17 protein-coding genes are annotated in these 16,867 nt (G+C 73.4%); 4 read left to right on the top strand and 13 right to left on the bottom strand.

All coding sequences use genetic code 11. The features are described 5' to 3' along the window. Nucleotides 1-57: 57 nt before the first annotated feature. On the top strand, nucleotides 58-933 hold the full coding sequence (locus tag ACTWQF_RS07790; protein WP_443278392.1) for an aminoglycoside phosphotransferase family protein: 876 nt from the start codon (nucleotides 58-60) through the stop codon (nucleotides 931-933). A 14-nt stretch (nucleotides 934-947) separates the two neighbouring features. Here the strand turns inward: ACTWQF_RS07790 and ACTWQF_RS07785 are convergent, their stop codons facing one another. The 3 genes from ACTWQF_RS07785 to ACTWQF_RS07775 form a co-directional block, all read right to left on the bottom strand. After that, nucleotides 948-2,438: an FGGY-family carbohydrate kinase gene (locus ACTWQF_RS07785; RefSeq protein ID WP_443278390.1), complete on the bottom strand. Its 1,491-nt coding sequence runs from the start codon at nucleotides 2,436-2,438 to the stop codon at nucleotides 948-950. Between the two features lie 67 nt (nucleotides 2,439-2,505). Then, nucleotides 2,506-3,246: a DeoR/GlpR family DNA-binding transcription regulator gene (locus ACTWQF_RS07780; protein ID WP_443278492.1), complete on the bottom strand. Its 741-nt coding sequence runs from the start codon at nucleotides 3,244-3,246 to the stop codon at nucleotides 2,506-2,508. A gap of 74 nt (nucleotides 3,247-3,320) precedes the next feature. Then, nucleotides 3,321-3,995 (bottom strand): histidine phosphatase family protein, encoded by a 675-nt coding sequence (locus ACTWQF_RS07775; RefSeq protein WP_443278389.1) that lies wholly within the window; start codon nucleotides 3,993-3,995, stop codon nucleotides 3,321-3,323. A gap of 146 nt (nucleotides 3,996-4,141) precedes the next feature. Between ACTWQF_RS07775 and ACTWQF_RS07770 the strand changes: the two genes are divergently transcribed. The 3 genes from ACTWQF_RS07770 (at nucleotide 4,142) to ACTWQF_RS07760 (ending at nucleotide 6,472) form a co-directional block, all read left to right on the top strand. After that, nucleotides 4,142-5,608 (top strand): FGGY family carbohydrate kinase, encoded by a 1,467-nt coding sequence (locus tag ACTWQF_RS07770; RefSeq protein WP_443278387.1) that lies wholly within the window; start codon nucleotides 4,142-4,144, stop codon nucleotides 5,606-5,608. Between the two features lie 150 nt (nucleotides 5,609-5,758). Continuing rightward, the gene (locus ACTWQF_RS07765) at nucleotides 5,759-6,280 is read left to right on the top strand and encodes a methylated-DNA--[protein]-cysteine S-methyltransferase (protein WP_443278385.1); all 522 of its coding nucleotides are present in this window, start codon (nucleotides 5,759-5,761) and stop codon (nucleotides 6,278-6,280) included. Nucleotides 6,281-6,352: 72 nt separating this feature from the next. After that, nucleotides 6,353-6,472, top strand: coding sequence for an LPFR motif small protein (locus tag ACTWQF_RS07760; RefSeq protein WP_443249465.1), 120 nt, complete (start codon nucleotides 6,353-6,355; stop codon nucleotides 6,470-6,472). A gap of 31 nt (nucleotides 6,473-6,503) precedes the next feature. Here ACTWQF_RS07760 and ACTWQF_RS07755 read toward each other — a convergent pair whose 3' ends face one another. The 10 genes from ACTWQF_RS07755 to ACTWQF_RS07710 all read right to left on the bottom strand — a co-directional run bounded on the left by ACTWQF_RS07755 (nucleotide 6,504) and on the right by ACTWQF_RS07710 (nucleotide 16,862). After that, entirely contained in the window at nucleotides 6,504-7,553 is a 1,050-nt protein-coding gene (locus ACTWQF_RS07755; protein ID WP_443278383.1) for a zinc-dependent alcohol dehydrogenase, read from the bottom strand. A gap of 58 nt (nucleotides 7,554-7,611) precedes the next feature. After that, complete coding sequence (locus tag ACTWQF_RS07750) at nucleotides 7,612-8,880, bottom strand: glycoside hydrolase 5 family protein (protein ID WP_443278382.1); 1,269 nt, start codon at nucleotides 8,878-8,880, stop codon at nucleotides 7,612-7,614. 209 nt (nucleotides 8,881-9,089) lie between these two features. Beyond that, nucleotides 9,090-9,749, bottom strand: coding sequence for a class I SAM-dependent methyltransferase (locus ACTWQF_RS07745; protein WP_443278380.1), 660 nt, complete (start codon nucleotides 9,747-9,749; stop codon nucleotides 9,090-9,092). Beyond that, nucleotides 9,746-10,465 carry a TIGR04282 family arsenosugar biosynthesis glycosyltransferase gene (locus ACTWQF_RS07740; RefSeq protein ID WP_443278378.1) on the bottom strand — a complete coding sequence of 240 codons (720 nt, stop codon included), beginning with the start codon at nucleotides 10,463-10,465 and terminating at the stop codon, nucleotides 9,746-9,748. Before ACTWQF_RS07740 ends, ACTWQF_RS07745 begins: the two co-directional genes overlap by 4 nt. 57 nt (nucleotides 10,466-10,522) lie before the next feature. Further along, nucleotides 10,523-11,716 (bottom strand): GNAT family N-acetyltransferase, encoded by a 1,194-nt coding sequence (locus ACTWQF_RS07735; protein ID WP_443278376.1) that lies wholly within the window; start codon nucleotides 11,714-11,716, stop codon nucleotides 10,523-10,525. A gap of 56 nt (nucleotides 11,717-11,772) precedes the next feature. Continuing rightward, complete coding sequence (locus ACTWQF_RS07730) at nucleotides 11,773-12,903, bottom strand: DegT/DnrJ/EryC1/StrS family aminotransferase (protein WP_443278374.1); 1,131 nt, start codon at nucleotides 12,901-12,903, stop codon at nucleotides 11,773-11,775. After that, nucleotides 12,903-13,436 (bottom strand): cupin domain-containing protein, encoded by a 534-nt coding sequence (locus ACTWQF_RS07725; protein ID WP_443278372.1) that lies wholly within the window; start codon nucleotides 13,434-13,436, stop codon nucleotides 12,903-12,905. Before ACTWQF_RS07725 ends, ACTWQF_RS07730 begins: the two co-directional genes overlap by 1 nt. A gap of 56 nt (nucleotides 13,437-13,492) precedes the next feature. Continuing rightward, the gene (locus ACTWQF_RS07720; protein WP_443278370.1) at nucleotides 13,493-14,419 is read right to left on the bottom strand and encodes a hypothetical protein; all 927 of its coding nucleotides are present in this window, start codon (nucleotides 14,417-14,419) and stop codon (nucleotides 13,493-13,495) included. After that, entirely contained in the window at nucleotides 14,416-15,594 is a 1,179-nt protein-coding gene (locus ACTWQF_RS07715) for a class II D-tagatose-bisphosphate aldolase non-catalytic subunit (RefSeq protein WP_443278368.1), read from the bottom strand. The genes ACTWQF_RS07720 and ACTWQF_RS07715 overlap by 4 nt, the downstream gene beginning before the upstream one ends. Nucleotides 15,595-15,629: 35 nt before the next feature. After that, complete coding sequence (locus ACTWQF_RS07710; RefSeq protein ID WP_443278367.1) at nucleotides 15,630-16,862, bottom strand: glycosyltransferase family 2 protein; 1,233 nt, start codon at nucleotides 16,860-16,862, stop codon at nucleotides 15,630-15,632. Between the last annotated feature and the right edge of the window lie 5 nt (nucleotides 16,863-16,867).

Genomic DNA, 16,867 nt, shown 5'->3' with positions numbered 1-16,867 from the left:
CCGGGGCACCCTGACAGCCTGGTGACAGATCGACCGAGAGCAGGGAGAGCACAGGCGATGGCGACCAGCGTGGCATTCACCGAGGATCTGGCGCGGGAGGTGCTGGCCGCTGCGACGGGCGGCCCCGGCGGTACGGCGGAGCTGCTGTCGCTCGGCGAGAACGCCGTCTTCGGGCTGGACGGGACCGTGGTGCGGGTCGGCCGCGACCCACAGCTGCTGACGCGCGCCGAGCACGAGCTGCGGGTGGCGACCTGGCTGGAGAGCGAGGGCGTACCCGCGGTCCGGGCAGCCGAACCGGAGGCCCAGCTGGTGGGAGACCACCCGGTCACCTTCTGGCAGCGGCTGCCCGCCGCGGTGCGTCCCGCGGGCGCCGCGGACCTGGCCGGTCTGCTGCGGCTGGTCCACTCGTTGCCCGAGCCGCCGTTCCCGCTGCCCGCGCGGGAACTGCTGGGCGGGGTGGAGCGGTGGCTGCGGCTGGCCGGGGACGCGGTGCCGCGCGAGGACGCGGCCTTCCTGAGGGCGCGCCGGGACGACATCCTCGCCGCGCTGCCCGGCCTCGTCCCGCATCTGCGGCCCGGTCCGGTGCACGGGGACGCGCTGCCCCGCAACGTCCACGTCACCCCGCAGGGGCCACTGCTGGTGGACCTGGAGACGTTCTCCTCGGACCTGCGCGAGCACGACCTGGTCGTGATGGCGCTCAGCCATGACCGCTACGGGCTGCCGGAGGCGGAGTACGAGGCGTTCTGCGCCACCTATGGCTGGGACGTGCGCGAATGGGAGGGTTGCGCGGTGCTCCGGGGAGCGCGCGAGACCGCGAGCTGCGCGTGGGTGTCACAGCACGCGCCGGGCAACCCAGCCGCGCGCGCGGAGTTCCTGCGGCGGGTTGCCTCACTGCGCGAGTCGGACCCGACGGTCCGCTGGTACCCGTTCTGAGAGCCGGGGCGAAGCTACACCCACCCCCGCGAGGCCAGCTCTTCCGTGAAGCGGGCGTAGGAGTCGTCCAGCGCTGCCTTCTCCTCCGGCACCGGTTCGATCAGGCGGCCCTCACCCGTCATGGCGGCGGCGGCCTGCTCCAGCGAGGGATGGAGGGTTCCGGACGCGGCCAGCAGCGCGGCGCCGAAGGCGGTTTCCGCGCGGTCGGCCACCCGCAGGGGCACGCCGAGCACGGTGGCGCGGATACGGGTCCACAGCGGGCTGCGGCTGCCGCCGCCCGCCGCGTACAGCGGAGCGTCGACGGGTACGCCGAGCGCCGCGACCCGTTCCAGGGCGAGCCGTTCGAGGAAGGCGACACCCTCCAGGTCCGCGCGGTGCCGGTCGGCGTCGTCGGCCGGGGTGCCGAGGGTGAAGCCGCGGGCCGCGCCGGCCACGAACGGGAAGCGTTCGCCCTCGCGGCGCAGCGGATAGCTGACGCAGGACGCGGGGCCGCGCGCGGCGGCTGACTCGTCGAGCGCGAGCAGCCGTTCGACGGCGCGGTGGGCGAGGGCTTCGCCGCCGGTGTTGGAGGCGCCGCCCGGCAGCCACCAGCCGTCCGGGTGCCGATGGCTGTAGAGGGCGCCGGCCGGGTCGGTGACCAGGTCGCGGGTGACGCCCTTGAGGACGTAGGTGGTGCCGAGGATTCCTACGAACTGGCCGGGTGCCACCGCGCCGGTGGCGAGCTGGCCGGCGCAGCCGTCCGTCATGCCGAGCCGTACGTCGCAGCCCACCGGCAGTCCCGTCTCGGCCGCCGCCTCGGCGCAGACGGTGCCGACGGAGGTCCCCGGCGGCTGCACGGGGGGCAGCCAGTGCGCCGGGAGGCCGAGCGCGTCGAGGACCTCGCCGGGCCACTCGCCGGCGCGCGGGTCGTAGCCGGTCTTGAGGGCGTGGCTCCAGTCGGTGGCGACGGGTTCCCCGGTGAGGTGGCGGCCGAGCAGGTCGGGGGTGTGGACGAGCCGCGCGGCGCCGGGGTGGTCGGCGGCGTGCCGGGCGTACCAGGCAGCCCGGCCCAGCGCTGCGGTCGGCCCGACGGTGAGGCCGAGCGCCTGCCACCGGGACGAACCCCGGCGCTGTGCTTCGGCGTTGAGGTCCGCGGCCCTGCGGTCGTCGTACATCAGCGCGGGGCCGAGTGGCCGCCCGTCCCCGTCGGCGAGTACGAGAGTGCCGGAAGTGGCGGAGACGGCGACGGCGGTCACTTCGGCGCCGCGGGCCGGCAGCGCCGCGGTGGCCTGGCGCAGCGCCTCGGCCGCGGCGGGCCACCAGCGGGTGGCGTCCTGCTCGCTGCTGCCGCCGCCGTCGCGGACCGGCTGCGGCAGCGCGGCCCGGCCCTCGGCGTACACCGTGCCGCGGGCGTCCAGGCAGACGACGCGGACGGCGGCCGTGGCGACGTCGATCCCGGCGACGAGCGGGGTGGCGACGGCGGAAGTGAAGTGCGGATCTCCGGGCGCCGGGGCTGGGCTGTGCATGGCATCCCTTTCAGTAGGAGTGTTAATTTCACACGCTCTGTGTGATATCGCCGCGTGTGAGGGCCGGTCAGCCGCTCACCGGCGCGACCCGGACGTCGGTGTGCTCGCGCAGCTCGGTCAGCAGCTCGCCGGGCACCCCGTCGTCCACCACGACGTGGTCGAAGTCGGCCACCGGGCACAGCCGGTGCAACGCGGTACGGGCGACCTTGGAGTGGTCCATCAGCAGCGCCGTACGCGCCCCGGAGGCGAGCATGGCGCGCTTGACGAGCACCACGTCCTGCTCCTGGTGGAAGGTCATGTGCCCGTTCATCGCGGAGGTGCTCACCAGCACCAGGTCCACGGACATCGACTCGATGGCCTCCACACAGGGGACGCCGAGGAAGGAGTCATGGGTGTGGGAGTACTCCCCACCCAGTGCGATGAGCCGGATCTCCTCGCACCCGGCGAAAACCTCCAGCACCCGGCGCGCATTGGTCAGTACGGTCAGCGGCGTCTTCTCGCGCAGCAGCGCAGCAAGCGCCAGCACGGAGGTGGAGTCGTCCAGCATCACCGACATACCGGGCTCGACCAGCTCGGCGGCGGCCTGCGCCACGGCTTCCTTCTGTGCCACATGGACGCCCAGCCGGTAGTCGAGATTGCTCTCGAAGACGCTGGTGGGCAGCGCGGAGACGCCGCCCCGGAAGCGCCGCAGCACACCGCGTCTGGCCAGCGCGTCAAGATCGCGGTGGACGGTCATCACGCTGACGCCCATCGTCTCGGCGAGCCAGCTGACGGTCACCGTCCCGTGCTGGACGACGTGCTCGGCCATGCGCTGTCTGCGGCTCTCCTGCGAGCGCGCTGGGCCGGCCGGCCTACCCGGGTTCGTCACGGCGCCTCCCCTGCTCAGCCGGCGGCCGTGGGAGCCGCGAGCGGCGCCTGGCCGGCGGCAGCCCTGCCGGTGCCCGTCGGTACGTTCAGCGACCGCAGCGCCGTACGGTCGCCGACCACCTCGATCTCGGTGACCGCGGCGTTGTCGAGCCGGGGCAGGACGAGCCGATACCGGCCCACGGGGATGCCGAGCATCGCGCACAGGGCGATACGGAAGGCGGTGTTGTGCGCGACCACCAGCACCGTCCGCCCCTCGTGCGCCGCCGCCACCTCGCGCAGCGCCCCGCACACCCGCGGCGCGACCGCGGTGGGAGGCTCGGAGCCGGGGAAGGCCCCGGTCTCCGCGTCCTGGAGGAAGGCGCGCACCAACTCCGGGTCGTCGGCGGTCATCTCTCCGATGGTGCGGCCCTCGCCCCAGCCGAAGTCGGCCTCACACAGCCCCTCGTGCACGCCGGGCACCACTCCGAGCGCCCGGGCCGCGGGCTCGGCCGTGCGCCGCGCGCGCTCCAGCGGCGAGCTGACGACGGCGCCGATGGGCTGCTGCCGGGACCGCGCCACGGCCCACTCCGCCAGCTGCTCGGCCTGCTGCCGGCCCGTGTCGGTCAGCGCGATGTCGGAGATCCCGGCGTAGCGGTTCTCCGTGTGCCAGACGGTCTGGCCGTGGCGTACGAGCAGGAGCCGGGCGGTCATACGTCCTCCAGGACTTCGGTGCGGCGGGCGGGTGCGGCGCGGCGCACACTCCCAGCCCATTGGGCTTCTTCACGTGGGGCGCTATAAATATAACAATCTCGATGTGGAGAGCAGTGCGAACTGCCGGGACTGGAAGGCGAACGGCCATGACTGAAACCGCTGGGGCGATCATCGGTGTCGATATCGGCACCTCCGTCACCAAGGCCGTCGCCTTCGATCGCGACGGCAACCGGCTGCACGCCGCGGCACGCCGCTCCACGCTGCTGCACGAGCCCGGTGGCGTCGTCGAACAGGACCTGGAAGAGGTGCTGGCCGGCGTCGCCGAGGTGGTCAGGGAAGTCGGCGCCGCTCTGCCCGCGCCCCCGGCCGCACTCGCTCTGACCGGGCAGGGCGACGGGCTGTGGCTGCGCGACGCGGAGGGCCGGCCGGTACGGCGCATGATCTCCTGGATGGACGGCCGCGCGGCGTCGCTGGTCGGCCGCTGGCAGCGGGACGGCACCGTGGGCGAGGTCTTCCGGCACACCGGCTCGGGTATGTTCCCCGGCTGTCACGCGCCCCTGCTGGCCTGGCTGCGCGAGCACGAGCCCGAGACACTGGAGCGTGCGGCGGTCGCCGGATACTGCGTCGACGCCATAGCGCAGCGGCTGACCGGCACGGTCAGCGTGGACGCCTCCGACGCCACCCTGCCCTTCCTCGACCCGGCCACCCGCGGCTACTCCCCCGCCGCGTTGGCCGCCTGCGGCGTGGCAGACCTGGCCCACCTGCTGCCGGCCCCTGCCGCACCGCGCGCCGTCCTGTCCCTCGGCCAGGAGGGAGCCGCGCTGCTCGGCCTGCCCGCCGGACTGCCGGTCACCTCCGGGCCCTACGATCTGCCCGCCTGCGCCATCGGCAGCGGCGTACGGGAGACCGGTGACGGACTGCTGACGGTGGGCACGACGCTGGCCTGCCAGGTGCTCACCGACCGCACGGACCGCGACCCGGAAGGCGAACCGGCCGGAATGTGGCTGTGCACCCCGGAGACCGACCGCTGGCTGCGCGCCATGCCCGCGATGGTCGGTACGGCCGGGATCGACTGGGCGCTCGGCGTGGTCGGCGCCTCCACCGACGACCTGGAGGCGCTGCTGGACAAGAGCCCGGCCGGAGCCCGCGGGGTGGCGGCGCTGCCGTTCCTGTCCGAGGCGGGCGAGCGTGCGCCGTTCGTCGCGCCCGCCGCACGGGCCTCGTTCGAGGGCATGTCGTTGGCGCACGACCGTGCCGACCTGGTGCGTGCCATGTGCGAGGCGGTCGGCTACGCGGCCCGGCACTGCCTGGAGACCGCCGGCCTGTCCCGGACACTGGCAGCGTGCGGCGGCGGCACCCGCTCCCAGGGCTGGATGCGGGCCTTCGCCGGCATCCTCGGCCGCCCGGTGCGAGTACCGGCCGAGACGGAGGTCGGGGCCAAGGGCGCGGCCGTCGTGGCCCGCGCCGCGCTGGGCGACCCCGTCGACGAGGAGCGGTGGCACGCCGGGTACCGGCTGGTGCAGCCGGACGACGCCGATCTCGACCGCTACGAGCGCGGCTACGCGGAGTACCGCGAGCGGGTCACCGCTGCGAGGGCTCGCTGGGGCGGGTGAGCGCCCCGCCGCTCTCCGGTGAGGGGTGCCCCGCGCTCCTGACGGGGCGCGGCGCGTCCCCCTGCGCGGCGGACCCCGATGTCGTTTTTCCGCCGGTCAGGGGTGGCGGGAGCGAGGAGACTGGAGGGCGGAACGGAGAAGGGACGCGCTATGCACCGCACGCACACCGTTATCGACAGCCCCGTCGGCCCGCTGACTCTCGTCGCCACGGACGGGGCGCTGGCCGCGGTCTACATGGAGCAACAGCGGCACCGGCCGGCGGAGGAGACGTTCGGCGAACGGGATCCGGACGCGAAGGTCTTCGGGCAGGCGGCGGAGCAGTTGGGGGAGTACTTCGCGGGGGAACGTACGGAGTTCACGTTGCCGCTCGCGCCGCGGGGGACCGACTTTCAGCGCACCGTATGGGAAGCGCTGTGCGACATCCCGTACGGCGAGACGCTCTCTTACGGGCAGCTCGCCGAGCGGATCGGGCGGCCGGGGGCCGCGCGGGCGGTCGGGCTGGCCAACGGGCGGAACCCGATCAGCATCGTCGTCCCCTGCCATCGGGTCATCGGGTCCACCGGGCAGCTGACCGGGTACGGCGGCGGTATCGAACGTAAGCGGCACCTGCTGGACTTCGAGCGTGGCGCTCTCGCACCGCTGGGAGGGAGTGGCGGGGCGACGCTGTGGTGAGGGGGTTTGGTTCCGGCCGGTGGCGGCCACCCGTGAGGCGGACACAGACCGCCTCACGGCAAGGAGGACACCATGCTCCGCGCCATCGCCGATGTGCTGCGTGCAATAGGCGGCGCCATCGCCACAGTCGTCACGCTGCCCTTCCGGGCGGTTGCCCGGCTGTTCACCGGGGCGTCCCGCTCGGCGCACTGAGCGCACGGTGAGCGGACATCAGCGAGCGACATCAGCCGCCGAAGGTCAACAGGACCTTCGGCGGTCCGCTTCTGCCCTGTTCCAGCAGTGCGAAGGCCGCACTCACGGACTCCGCGGAGTCGGCGGGCAAGACCTCGGCGACGAGCGGGCCCGCATCCAGGATGCCCCGCTCGAAGAGCGCCACCGTGCGGTCGTAGTGGGAGATGCCGTGCTGGATGCCGAGCACGTCCACGCCTTGGAGGGAGAGTTCGCCGGGCACGAAGGAGACGGGCTCCCTGGCGACCCCCACCAGCGCCACACGTCCGCCGCGCTCGGTCATCGCGAGCGCCCCGGTGAAGGCCGAAGCCGCGCCGGACGCCTCCACGACCAGCGAGTAGGCGTTCTGCGGCGCCTCGTCGGCGTGAAGGGCAGCGTCGGCCCCGCACTGCAGTGCCAGGTCGAGTCCGGCGCGGTCGATGCCGATCGCATGCACCTTGGCGGCGTGCCGGTGCGCGAACTGCACCGCGAGCAGGCCCATGGTGCCGGTACCGATGACGGCCACCTGGTCGTCGAACCGCAGCCGCGCCCGCTCGAACGCCTCCACCACCGAGACGGCCGGTTCGATCAGCGCGCCCGCCGGCTCGGGCAGCCCCGCGGGCAGCGGGGTGAGGGCGTGCGTGGGCACCCGTACGTAGTCGGCGGCGCCGCCCTGCAGCCCGTACAGCCCGGTCTCGCGCAGCGCGGTGCACATCTGGGCGCGCCCCGCGTGGCACTGGGCGCAGTGACCGCACGGCACCATCGTGCGGCCGACGACGAGTGAACCGACCGCCGGGGCGTCCGCCGGAGGATCGTCGGCGTACGCGGCCACCTCGCCGTACCACTCGTGGCCGAAGACGTGGGGGAAGGTGATACGGCCGTCCTGGAGGAACGCCGACGTACCGTGCAGGATCTCCAGATCGGTGCCGCAGATCCCCACGTGCCGGGTACGCACCAGGACGGTGCCCGGCTCCGGTTCGGGCACCGGGACGGTGGCCAGGTCGGTCTTGGAGATGCCGGTGATGCGGGCGGCACGCATCGTGCCACCGGGCCAGTTCCCCTTCAACGGGTGTCCTTTCGCGAGGGGCGCGGTGCGGGCGGTGCTGCGCTGCCTCCGCCTCCGGTCACCCCTGGATCATGACACGGCGCGGGCGCGGCACCTCGTGAGGGTGCACGGTCTCGGTGATACCGCGGGCCGCCAGTCGGGCGGGATCCTCGGCGTGGGCGGCACGGACGACGGCGGGGCGCACCCCCTCGGCGGCCAGCGCTGCCCACGCCTCGAAGAAGTCGCCGCCGGGTGCGCAAGCCGTGCGCTGCGGGTCCGGTCCGCCCCTTCCGCCGCTCCCCAGCACGAGGGCCGTCGTACGCCGCTGCGGCCGGTGCGCCCGCCCGCGCCACTCGGCCACGATCCGGGCCAGCGCTTGTGCGGCGGGCTTGGGTGTGCGGTCGTTGGTGAGCAGGCCCAGGCCGTACTCCAGCTCGGGGAAGTCGGCAAGCGCGCGGTCCACGTCGTGCGAGCACCACCAGGTGATGCCCCACAACCGGGTGCAGTCCAGTGCGGCACGCGTGGTCGCCTCCAGGAACGCCGCCGCCCCGGACGCCGGAATGTGCGGGGCGGGTGCGCCCACCTCCTGGAGCCATACGGGCCGCTCCGGGTCCTCGGCCCATGCCTTGGAGAGCTCGATCAGATACGCGGCGTGCTGCTCGGTCGCCGTGCCGGTGGCCCCGTGCCGCTGCGCCGTACCGTTGAACACCCACGAGTGGACGGCCGTCATGGCGCCCAGGTTCGCCGCGTGACCGGGCGTGAAGGGGTGCCCGGACAGATACCAGGTGGCGTCATCACCCGCGTGCAGATGCGTTCGGCCGGGCGCGCCCTCCTCGCACGCCGCGAGCATCCGCTTCAGCCACTCCCCCACTTGGGACGGTGTGACCTGGTGCGGGTCAGGGTGCGGTCGGTCCGCGAACTGGTTGACCTCGTTCCCCAGCGTCATACCGAGGAAGTTCGGCCTGCCGCACAGTGCTTCGGCGAGCGTACGCAGATACGCCGCCTGTGCCTCCATGACCTCCGGGTCGGTGAACAGATTGCGGCGGTGCCACGTCGTCACCCACGACGGCAGGAAGTCGAAGCTGGACAGATGCCCCTGCAGCCCGTCCACGTTCACATCCAGCCCGCGCTCCCCCGCCGCGTCCACCAGCGCGACCAGCTGCGATACGGCCTTCGGCCGGATCAGTGTGCGGTTCGGCTGGAAGAGCGGCCACAGCGGGAAGACGCGGATGTGGTCGAGTCCCAGCGCGGCCACCGAATCGAGATCGGCGCGCACCTCGTCCAGGTCGAAGTCCAGCCAGTGATGGAACCATCCCCGGCTGGGCGTGTAATTGACCCCGAAGCGCATGCTCTTCCCTCCGTCGTTCCGGGTAGGGGGTGCCCCTGCCCGAAGCGCGCGGGCTGCGGGTCTGTCCTGGCTGGTCGCGCAGTTCCCCGCGCCCCTTCGGGGCGCCCTGCTTCGCTTGGGCAGTCTGCTCCCCCAAGCTCTTCGAGCAGGGGGTACCCCCAGGGCGCAGGGAGCACCCCGGTGCGGAGCGCTACACAGAATCCCTCAGCTCAATCGCGGCGCAGTGCTGTGAAGTCACGCGTGTCCTTGGACCAGGTGTCCTCCGGGGACCAACCCGTCGCACGGGCAATGCGATGCAAGGCCGCAATGCCGAGGCGGGCCCACGGGAACGGAGTGCCCGTCGTCCCACGGCCGTTCTCCATCCATACCTGGAGCCGCTCGTCCACGTCCTCTCCCGCGACCTCCACCAGCAGCAGGCCGCCGGGGCGCACCAGATGGGCGACGCGGCGCAGCAGCAGCGCGGGGTCGCCGCCGATACCGACGTTGCCGTCGACGAGGAGCGCGGTGTCCCAGGTGCTGGGCGGGGGCAGGGGGTCGAAGACGGAGCGGCGCAGGGCGCGGCCGCCGCGCAGTACGGTGCGGGAGACGGCCGCGGCGTTGATGTCGATGCCGAGCGAGGGGTGTCCGTACTCGCCCAGCGCGGCCACGAGGCGGCCCGGCCCGCAGCCGATGTCGAGCACGGTGCCCTGGCAGCGGTCGAGGACGGTCATGTCGGCCGCGTCGGCGACGGCGCACCAGCGCTCCACGTCGAGGGTGAGCGACCAGCCGTCGTGGGCGCGGAGATAGAGCGGGCCGCAGCCGAGGTCGAGCGCCTCGGAGTAGGGGTCCTCGGTCCAGGAGCCGCTGTCAGCGCCCGTCCGCCCTCTCACGTCTCCCCCACTCCTGGCGTGCTCCGGACGGCGGGCCCGGTCATCGCGTGGCCGGAGCCCAACAGCCGCCGCAGCCGGGCGTGTTCGGCGGCGAAGAGGCTCTCGGGGGCCTCGGCGGCTACCGCGTCCGCGTCGGCCGGCTCGTCCACGTCCCGCAGTTGCGGCAGGTCGCATACGCGCAGCCCGGCGTCGAGGAGCCGGGCACGCTGCACCGCGCCGGTGGTGGCGGTGGACATGGGGACTCCGCGCAGCAGTGCGGGATCGGGTGCGGCCAGGCCCAGCGCCCAGAAGCCGCCGTCGGCGGCGGGGCCGAAGCAGGCGTCGTGGTGCTGCCAGGCGTCCGGCCGGGTCGCGGGCGCGAGTAACGCGGGAGTGAGTTGCGGGGTGTCCATGCCGACGAGCAGCGCGGGCCCTTCGCACAGTGCGAACGCCGCGGCCAGCCGCTCGTCCAGACCGCCGTCCGCCTGCGGCACGATCTCGAAGCGGTCGCCGCCCTCTTCGGGAGCGGGGAGCCAGGGCCCGGGGCTGCCGTCCAGCACCAGGATGCGGCGGCGCGCGGGCGTTGCCAGCACGGCGCGCAGGGTGTCGGTGAGCGCGGCAGCGGCGAGCGCGGCGGCCCCGTGCGGGGTGAAGGCGGGCGCGAGGCGGGTCTTGGCGCGGCCCGCGCGGGGCTCCTTGGCTATGACGAGCAGCGTGGTGGGCTCCGGCACCGGCATCACGCGTCCTCGGTCGTGGGGTGGGGGGCGGTCACGGTGAAGTGGTGGGCTGTCACGTCAGAAGCTCTCGGGCAGCCAGGGCGTGGGGCCCGCGGCGAGCGCGTCCAGCAGGGCGAGATCGCGTCCGTCGCCCTCTGCCATGCCCAGCCGCGCTGCCTGGCGCAGCGGCAGACCGCCCGCGTACCAGGCGGCCAGCGTCGCGGAGGGCAGCCGCACGGTGCGGGCCGAGGGGTGGCTGCCGCGCTGGGCGTGCATCAGGCCCTCCTCGAAGGTGAGCGCGTACGGGGCGCTCTTGCCCTCCGGGGAGACGACTTCGAGCCCGACGCCTCCGCGCGGCTGCGGGTCCCAGCCGCGGGCCTCCAGGGCGCGGCGTACGTCGAGCAGCCGCAGCACCCATGGGTACCAGCCGTCCTCGCGCACCGCGTACTGGTCCAGCGCCCACTGGAGGGCGCTGGGCCGGGGCAGTACGGAGCGGCGGAAACGGATCTCCCGCACCTGGGGCGAGCGGGCGCTGACGGCCGCCAGCAGCGCGGGCAGCGCGTCCAGCCCGTCGTGCCAGAAGTCGTGGACGACGGCGGCCACGCCCCAGGGCTGGTGCGGCTCGACGGTGACGGTCGCATATCCGGCCAGGTCTCCCCGGTCTGCCCCGTCCGGGGCCCCGTCGCGGCGGACGCCGAGGGTCAAAGCGCCCTGCGTTACCCGCTGTTTCCAGCCGTGCCACCAGGCGGGTCTGCGCAAGGGCCCGTTCCAGCCGGGAGCGAGCCGCCGCCGCAGCTGGGTGCAGGCCGCCTCGTCCGGCAGGACCGTCTCGAAGTCGGGGGCGGCGGGCGCGGGGAGTTCGGCGGGAGTGAGGGCATAACTGGAGGCGACCGCTGCGGCCTCCCAGCCCCATCGCCGGTACATTCCGGGCGCCGGGGTCCAGGCGCAGGCCACCGCCGCACCGTGCTCGTGACGCAGCCGGTCGGTGCCCTCCTCGGTGAGGCGGCGGGCGAGTCCGGCGCCGCGTTCCCAGGGTGCGACGGCGAGCCAGGCCACGCCGCCGGAGGGCACCGCGCGCCCGCCGAAGTGCTGGGCGAACGGCAGGAAGAGTCCGCCGCCCAGCACTTCGGCTCCGCGGACGGCCACCGCCGTGACGCCGTGGGCGCGCAGGGTGGCGTGGTCGTAGGGCACCTTGCCGAAGGCGTGCCGGGTCTGGGCGAGGTAGCCCTCGAACTCGGCGTCGTCGGCGGCCGTGCGGACGCGGGTCTCCATCAGCCGGCCGTCCCTCTCGTCCGGGGTCCCGCTGTCTGACTCATCTGCTGCCGCCCTCAGCTCGCCCGACCGGCGAAGTAGCCGGTGACCGCGTCGCACACATGGCTGATCTCCTGGGCTTCGAGGTCGGGCCGGATGGGCAGGCAGAGGGTCTGCCGGGACAGCTCCTCCGCGACCGGGCAGGCGTGGCGCTGTGCGGCGGGTCCGGCGAGCGCCGGCTGGTGCGGCAGCGGCACGGGATAGCGGACGACGGCGTCGATGCCGGAGGCGATCAGATGCTCCAGCAGCCCGTCGCGGGCCTGTTCGGTCTCGGTGCGGACCTGGAAGAGGTGGTAGACGTGCTCGCCGTCCTCGCCGGGCTGCTGGAAGCGCAGCGGGAGCCCGGCCAGCCGCTCGCGGTAGGTGGCGGCCACCTCGGCGCGGCGGGCGTTCCAGGAGTCGAGCCGGTCGAGCTTGTGCAGCAGGACGAGGGCCTGGAGTGTGTCGAGGCGGGAGTTGTAGCCGAGGATCTCGTGCCGGTTCTGCTGCAGTTGCCCGAAGTGCCGCAGCAGCCGCAGCCGTTCGGCCAGCTCGTCGTCCTGGACGCTGATCGCTCCGGCGTCCCCGGCAGCGGCCAGGTTCTTCGACGGCGCGAAGCTCCAGCAGCCGGCGGCGGAGGCGGTTCCGACGCGTACGCCGTGGCTGCGCGCGCCGATCGCCTGGGCGCAGTCCTCGATGAGGGGGACTCCGGCGTCGGCTGCGAGGCGCCGGGCGCGGGGCACGTCCGCCGCCTTGCCGAACATATGGACGAGGATGACGGCGCGGGTGCGCTCGGTGAACGCGGCCGGAAGCTGGTCGAGGTCCATCAGGAAGTCGTCGTCGCGGCAGTCCACGTACACCGGGGTGGCGCCGCGCCGGGCGACGGCCTGCGCGGTGGCGTGGAAGGAGTTGGCGACGGTGACGACCTCGTCGCCCGGGCCGATCCCGAGCGCGTCGAGGGCGAGGATCAGCGCGTCCGTACCGGAGTTGACGCCGACGGTGTGCGCGGCGCCCAGGTAGCCGGCCAGCCGCTCCTCGAACTCGGCGACCTCCTGGCCCAGCACATAGCCGCCGCGCAGCAGCAGCCCCTCGATCCGGGCCAGCAGTTCCCGCTCGCCGCCCTCGAACTGGGCGGGGTAGCGGTACTTGGGAACGGTGAAGCCGCCCATCAGCGCTCGCCGCGGTCGTCGTGCTCGTCGTGCTCGTCGGCGATTCGGCCGTCACCGCGCCCGTAGTCGTCCTCCAGCCGGACGTTGTCCGAGCCGTCGTCGTAGGTGGAGACCTCGACCAGCACGATGTCGGTGACGCCCTCCACCCGGTGCACGGCACCGGGGTCCACATGCGCCAGCGTCCCGGCGGGCATCGGCAGCTGCAGCGTCTCCCCGTCGCGGGTCTCGCGGTAGTGCATCACCGCCTCGCCCTCCAGGATGAAGTAGCTCTCCCGCTTGTGCTCGTGGTACTGGAGGGAGGTGCGGTGGCCCGCCTTGATGCGGATGAACTTGAAGCCGTACGGGCCGTCCGGCTCCTCCTCGTGCAGCCAGCGCTCCTGGCCCCACAGTTTGACGACCTTCTTGGTGTCGGCGAACTCGATGACCCGTACGCCGGGGGCCACTTCGCGCGCCGCGCGTGCCTCGTGGGCGCCGGTGTCGCCCTCGGGCTCGCTGATGGCGGTGAAGCCGGCTTCGGTCGCGGGGCTGCCCATGTGCGGTCCTTCCATGAGGGTGGTGGTACGTCGGGGTGGCAGGAGGGGGTTCGGGGCTAGCGCGCCGAGATGTGCACGGGCGCCTGGACGCCGCGGTCGCGGACGACGGGGAAGAACACCTCGGGCGGCCAGGTGAGCAGGTGCCAGACGCTGCCGGCGACCGAGCGGTTGTACGGCCAGTCGGCGGGGTCTGTCATGCCCCAGCGCGAGAACGCGGTCAGCAGTACCGGGTCGGCCGGCACCCAGTCGCCGTCCAGCTCGAACTCCACCCAGTGGTGCAGCGTGGTGAACGGCGGAGCGACCAGCAGCCCGGCCCCGTGCCGGGCGCGGATGCCGCGCCGCTCGGCCTCCCGCAGCAGCAGCCGCGTGGGGATGAGGCAGTTGGCCAGCCGGGTCTCACGGGAGAAGCCCTCGTCCTCGATGACCCCGTCGGGCAGTACGTACAGCTCCCAGTCTGCGACGAGGGACAGCAGATCGGAGCGGTCCTCGTCGAACACCAGGCTGTTGGACGGCAGCTGGGCCCGTACGGTGAACACCCCTGGCGTGGTCTCCCGCAGGCTGCCGGGCTCGCTGTAGCGGCTCAGCCCGGGGATGGTGGTGAACGCGCACTCCCCGGTGTGGCCCGGCTCGGCGCAGTCGGCACGCAGCTCCAGCTCGTGGATGTGCTGCTCGCCCTTACGGGCCACCTCGTCCATGGACTGGGCCTTGCGGGTGAGGGCCTTGAAGTAGGGCGAGGGCAGGTTCAGGTAGGTGCTGATGTTGTGCAGGTCGGTGCGCTCGAAGCGCCGCCGGTCCCCGTCGCCCCGGTGCGGCAATCCGTGGTCGAGGAGGGCTTCGAGCAGCGCCGGACCGATGGCCCAGGTCTGCTCGGCGAAGGCGGAGTCCTTGGCGAACGTGCGGTGCTCGTCGGGGACCCGCAGGATGCGGTCGACGGCTTCCTGGAGCGTGCCGGGTGCGTAGACGTCGGGCACGGGGGCGCTCACCGTACCGCCTCGTCGGTCCGCCCGGCGGCCCGCGCGTCGGCCGGCTCCGCTGCCTGACCCGCAGCCTGCGTCACGGCCCGCAGCGCGGACTCGATACGTTCGGCCACGGCGTCCCGCAGCACCGCGTCAAGCGGTGGCCTGCCGCGTGCGGAGAGGGCGAGCGCGGCCTCCTCGCGGATGCGCAGTCCCTCGTCGCTGCGGAAGACATAGTGGCCGGCGATGACGGCGCGCTCGACGTCGGTCGCGGTGGTCGGGTCCAGCATCCATTTGCGCCACTTGCCGCTGTCGTAGGCGAGCCGCAGGAAGTCCTCCTTGGCGCGGGTCAGCGCCATCTCGTCCAGGACGCGCAGCAGGGCGCGGGTCTCGGCGACGCCGTACTCCGGTGCGACGTTGAACGCGTCCACGCCGGCCCGCAGCAGCAGTGCCGTCTCCTCGGTGGTGAGGTAGTCGCAGTTGTGCGCCTTGAGCTGTACGCCTTCCTGGTGACAGGTGGCGGCCAGGGTGGAGACCTGGCGCAGCGTCTCGTCACGGGCCTGCGGCTCGTGGAAGCGGCCGACGTTGCGCAGTTCGGCGACCTTGGTGCCGGTCTGTGCGACGACGTAGCGCGGCCGCGGCGCGCCGGCCGCCTCGATGCCTTCGAGTACGAGCCGGAGGGCGGCCTTGAACTCGTCGGGGTCGTTGGTGGAGACGTCCTGCGGTTCGAAGCCGATCTCGTACGCGACCTCGGCGCCGCGCGCGGTGGCCTCCGCGTGGCAGCGCGCGTACAGCTCCACCAGCCGTGCCGCGGCGGTCTGCGCGGGGACGGGCCCGGTGCCGGGACGGCCTTCGGAGGTGTCGATGTGCAGAAGTCCGAACCCGGCGTCGAGGTCGGCGGTGAAGGAGCGGACGCACGAGTCCATCGCGTCGGTGGGCTCGGTGATGTCGGCCTCCGCGGTGTGCATCCAGGGGCCGCCGTGGTCCCGGCACAGGAGCAGCAGCCCGTCCGGGTCGCGCTCCTTGACGTAGTCGGCAAACTCCTGGGTGGTCCAGCCCAGATAGCCGCCGCCGAACTCGGCGGCGTCCACCTGGCGGCGGCTGGGGATGAGCATGAGCGGGGTGCGGGTGCGCCGCGCGACGACGAGGGCCGCGTCGACGGTACAGCGTGAGACCGGGCCGATGCCGACCACAGGTTCCATGGGTGTCTTCCCCTGTTTCTCGAGGGTTTGCGCGCTCAACGCGGCTGCTGGGGCTGCTGGGAACGGCTCTGCGTGAACTTGGTCAGGTCGCCGATCTCGGAGTCCGGCGGCCAGGTGCACCAGGGGAACGTCTCGTAGGCTCCGGCCCCCGCGCCCTCGGCGTCGTACCAGTCGGTGGCGCGTGCATGGTGCAGGTGGACCATGCGGTCGCGGTACCGGTCGAGGCCGCCGTGCAGATCGGCCCGCCAGGTGAAGTCGTTGTCGGCACCGCCCCAGCCCGCGGTGAACCGCTCGTCGTAGCCGCCGATCCGGGTGAAGAGGTTCTCGCGCAGCCAGACGCAGGCCCCGGGGGTACGGCGCAGGAAGACCCCACGCAGCGCGTCCCTGTCCAGGGCCGAGCGCCCTTCCAGGCAGCGTTCGGTGACGGCCTGGTGGCTGGAGGCGGCGTCGAGATACAGCATGTCCTCGAACGGCCAGTGCGCCTGGGTGCCCGGCACCCGGAACCGCTCGACGGCGCGCTCCACGAAGCCGCGGTCGACGAGGATGTCGGCTTCCAGTACGCAGATCAGCTCGGCGGGACGGGCGCCGTGCACCACGCCCGCGTTGATGGTCCACGAGTAGTTGAACGGGCCGTCGTTCTCGGCGAACAGGTAGGTGTCGCACCAGGGCGCGTACATGCTCTCCCAGCGCGGCCGGGAGTCGGCCTCCACCACGACGACGCGGTAGCGGTCCCGTGGATGGCTCTGGTCGTTGAGCGCCTGCAGCACTGCGGCCAGATTGCGGGTGCGGTCCCCTTCCTCACCACGCTCCCGGAACGGGATCACCAGTGCCGCGTCAACCGGCCCGGTCGGCTTTGCCGGAGGCTGCGAGGTACGCAGGATCTCCCCCGCGTCCGGCGTGCCGAGCCCGGCCGGCCGCTGGGTGCCGGTCTGCATCCGCAGCCGGGAGCGGGTCTCCGCGTCCCAGGCGAGGGCCGCGAGGCGCTCGGTCTCCGGCTCGTCGGCAGCGTGTGTGAGCCGGTCGTCCAGCAGCGCCGTCAGCCGACGGCAGGCCGTGATGTCGGCGGGGTCCTTGCCTACGGTCTCGGCCAGGGTACGGATGCCTGCGTCGGGCAGGGCGAGCACCGCGTCGGTGACGGCCCGATGGGCTTCGCGGGACCAGACCCAGAAGCCGGGAGCCGCCGACTGCGCGAACGGGTCGGCGACGAGGGCCACGCTGCTGACGGCGGCATCCGCGAGGGTTGCGGGGTCCTGGTGCCTCCAGCTCATCTGGG

The sequence above is a fragment of the Streptomyces sp. 8N114 genome, assembly GCF_052245835.1.
Lineage (GTDB): Bacteria > Actinomycetota > Actinomycetes > Streptomycetales > Streptomycetaceae > Streptomyces.
Note: the sequence above shows the minus strand (reverse complement) of the source record. Positions and strands in the feature narration are given on the sequence as shown.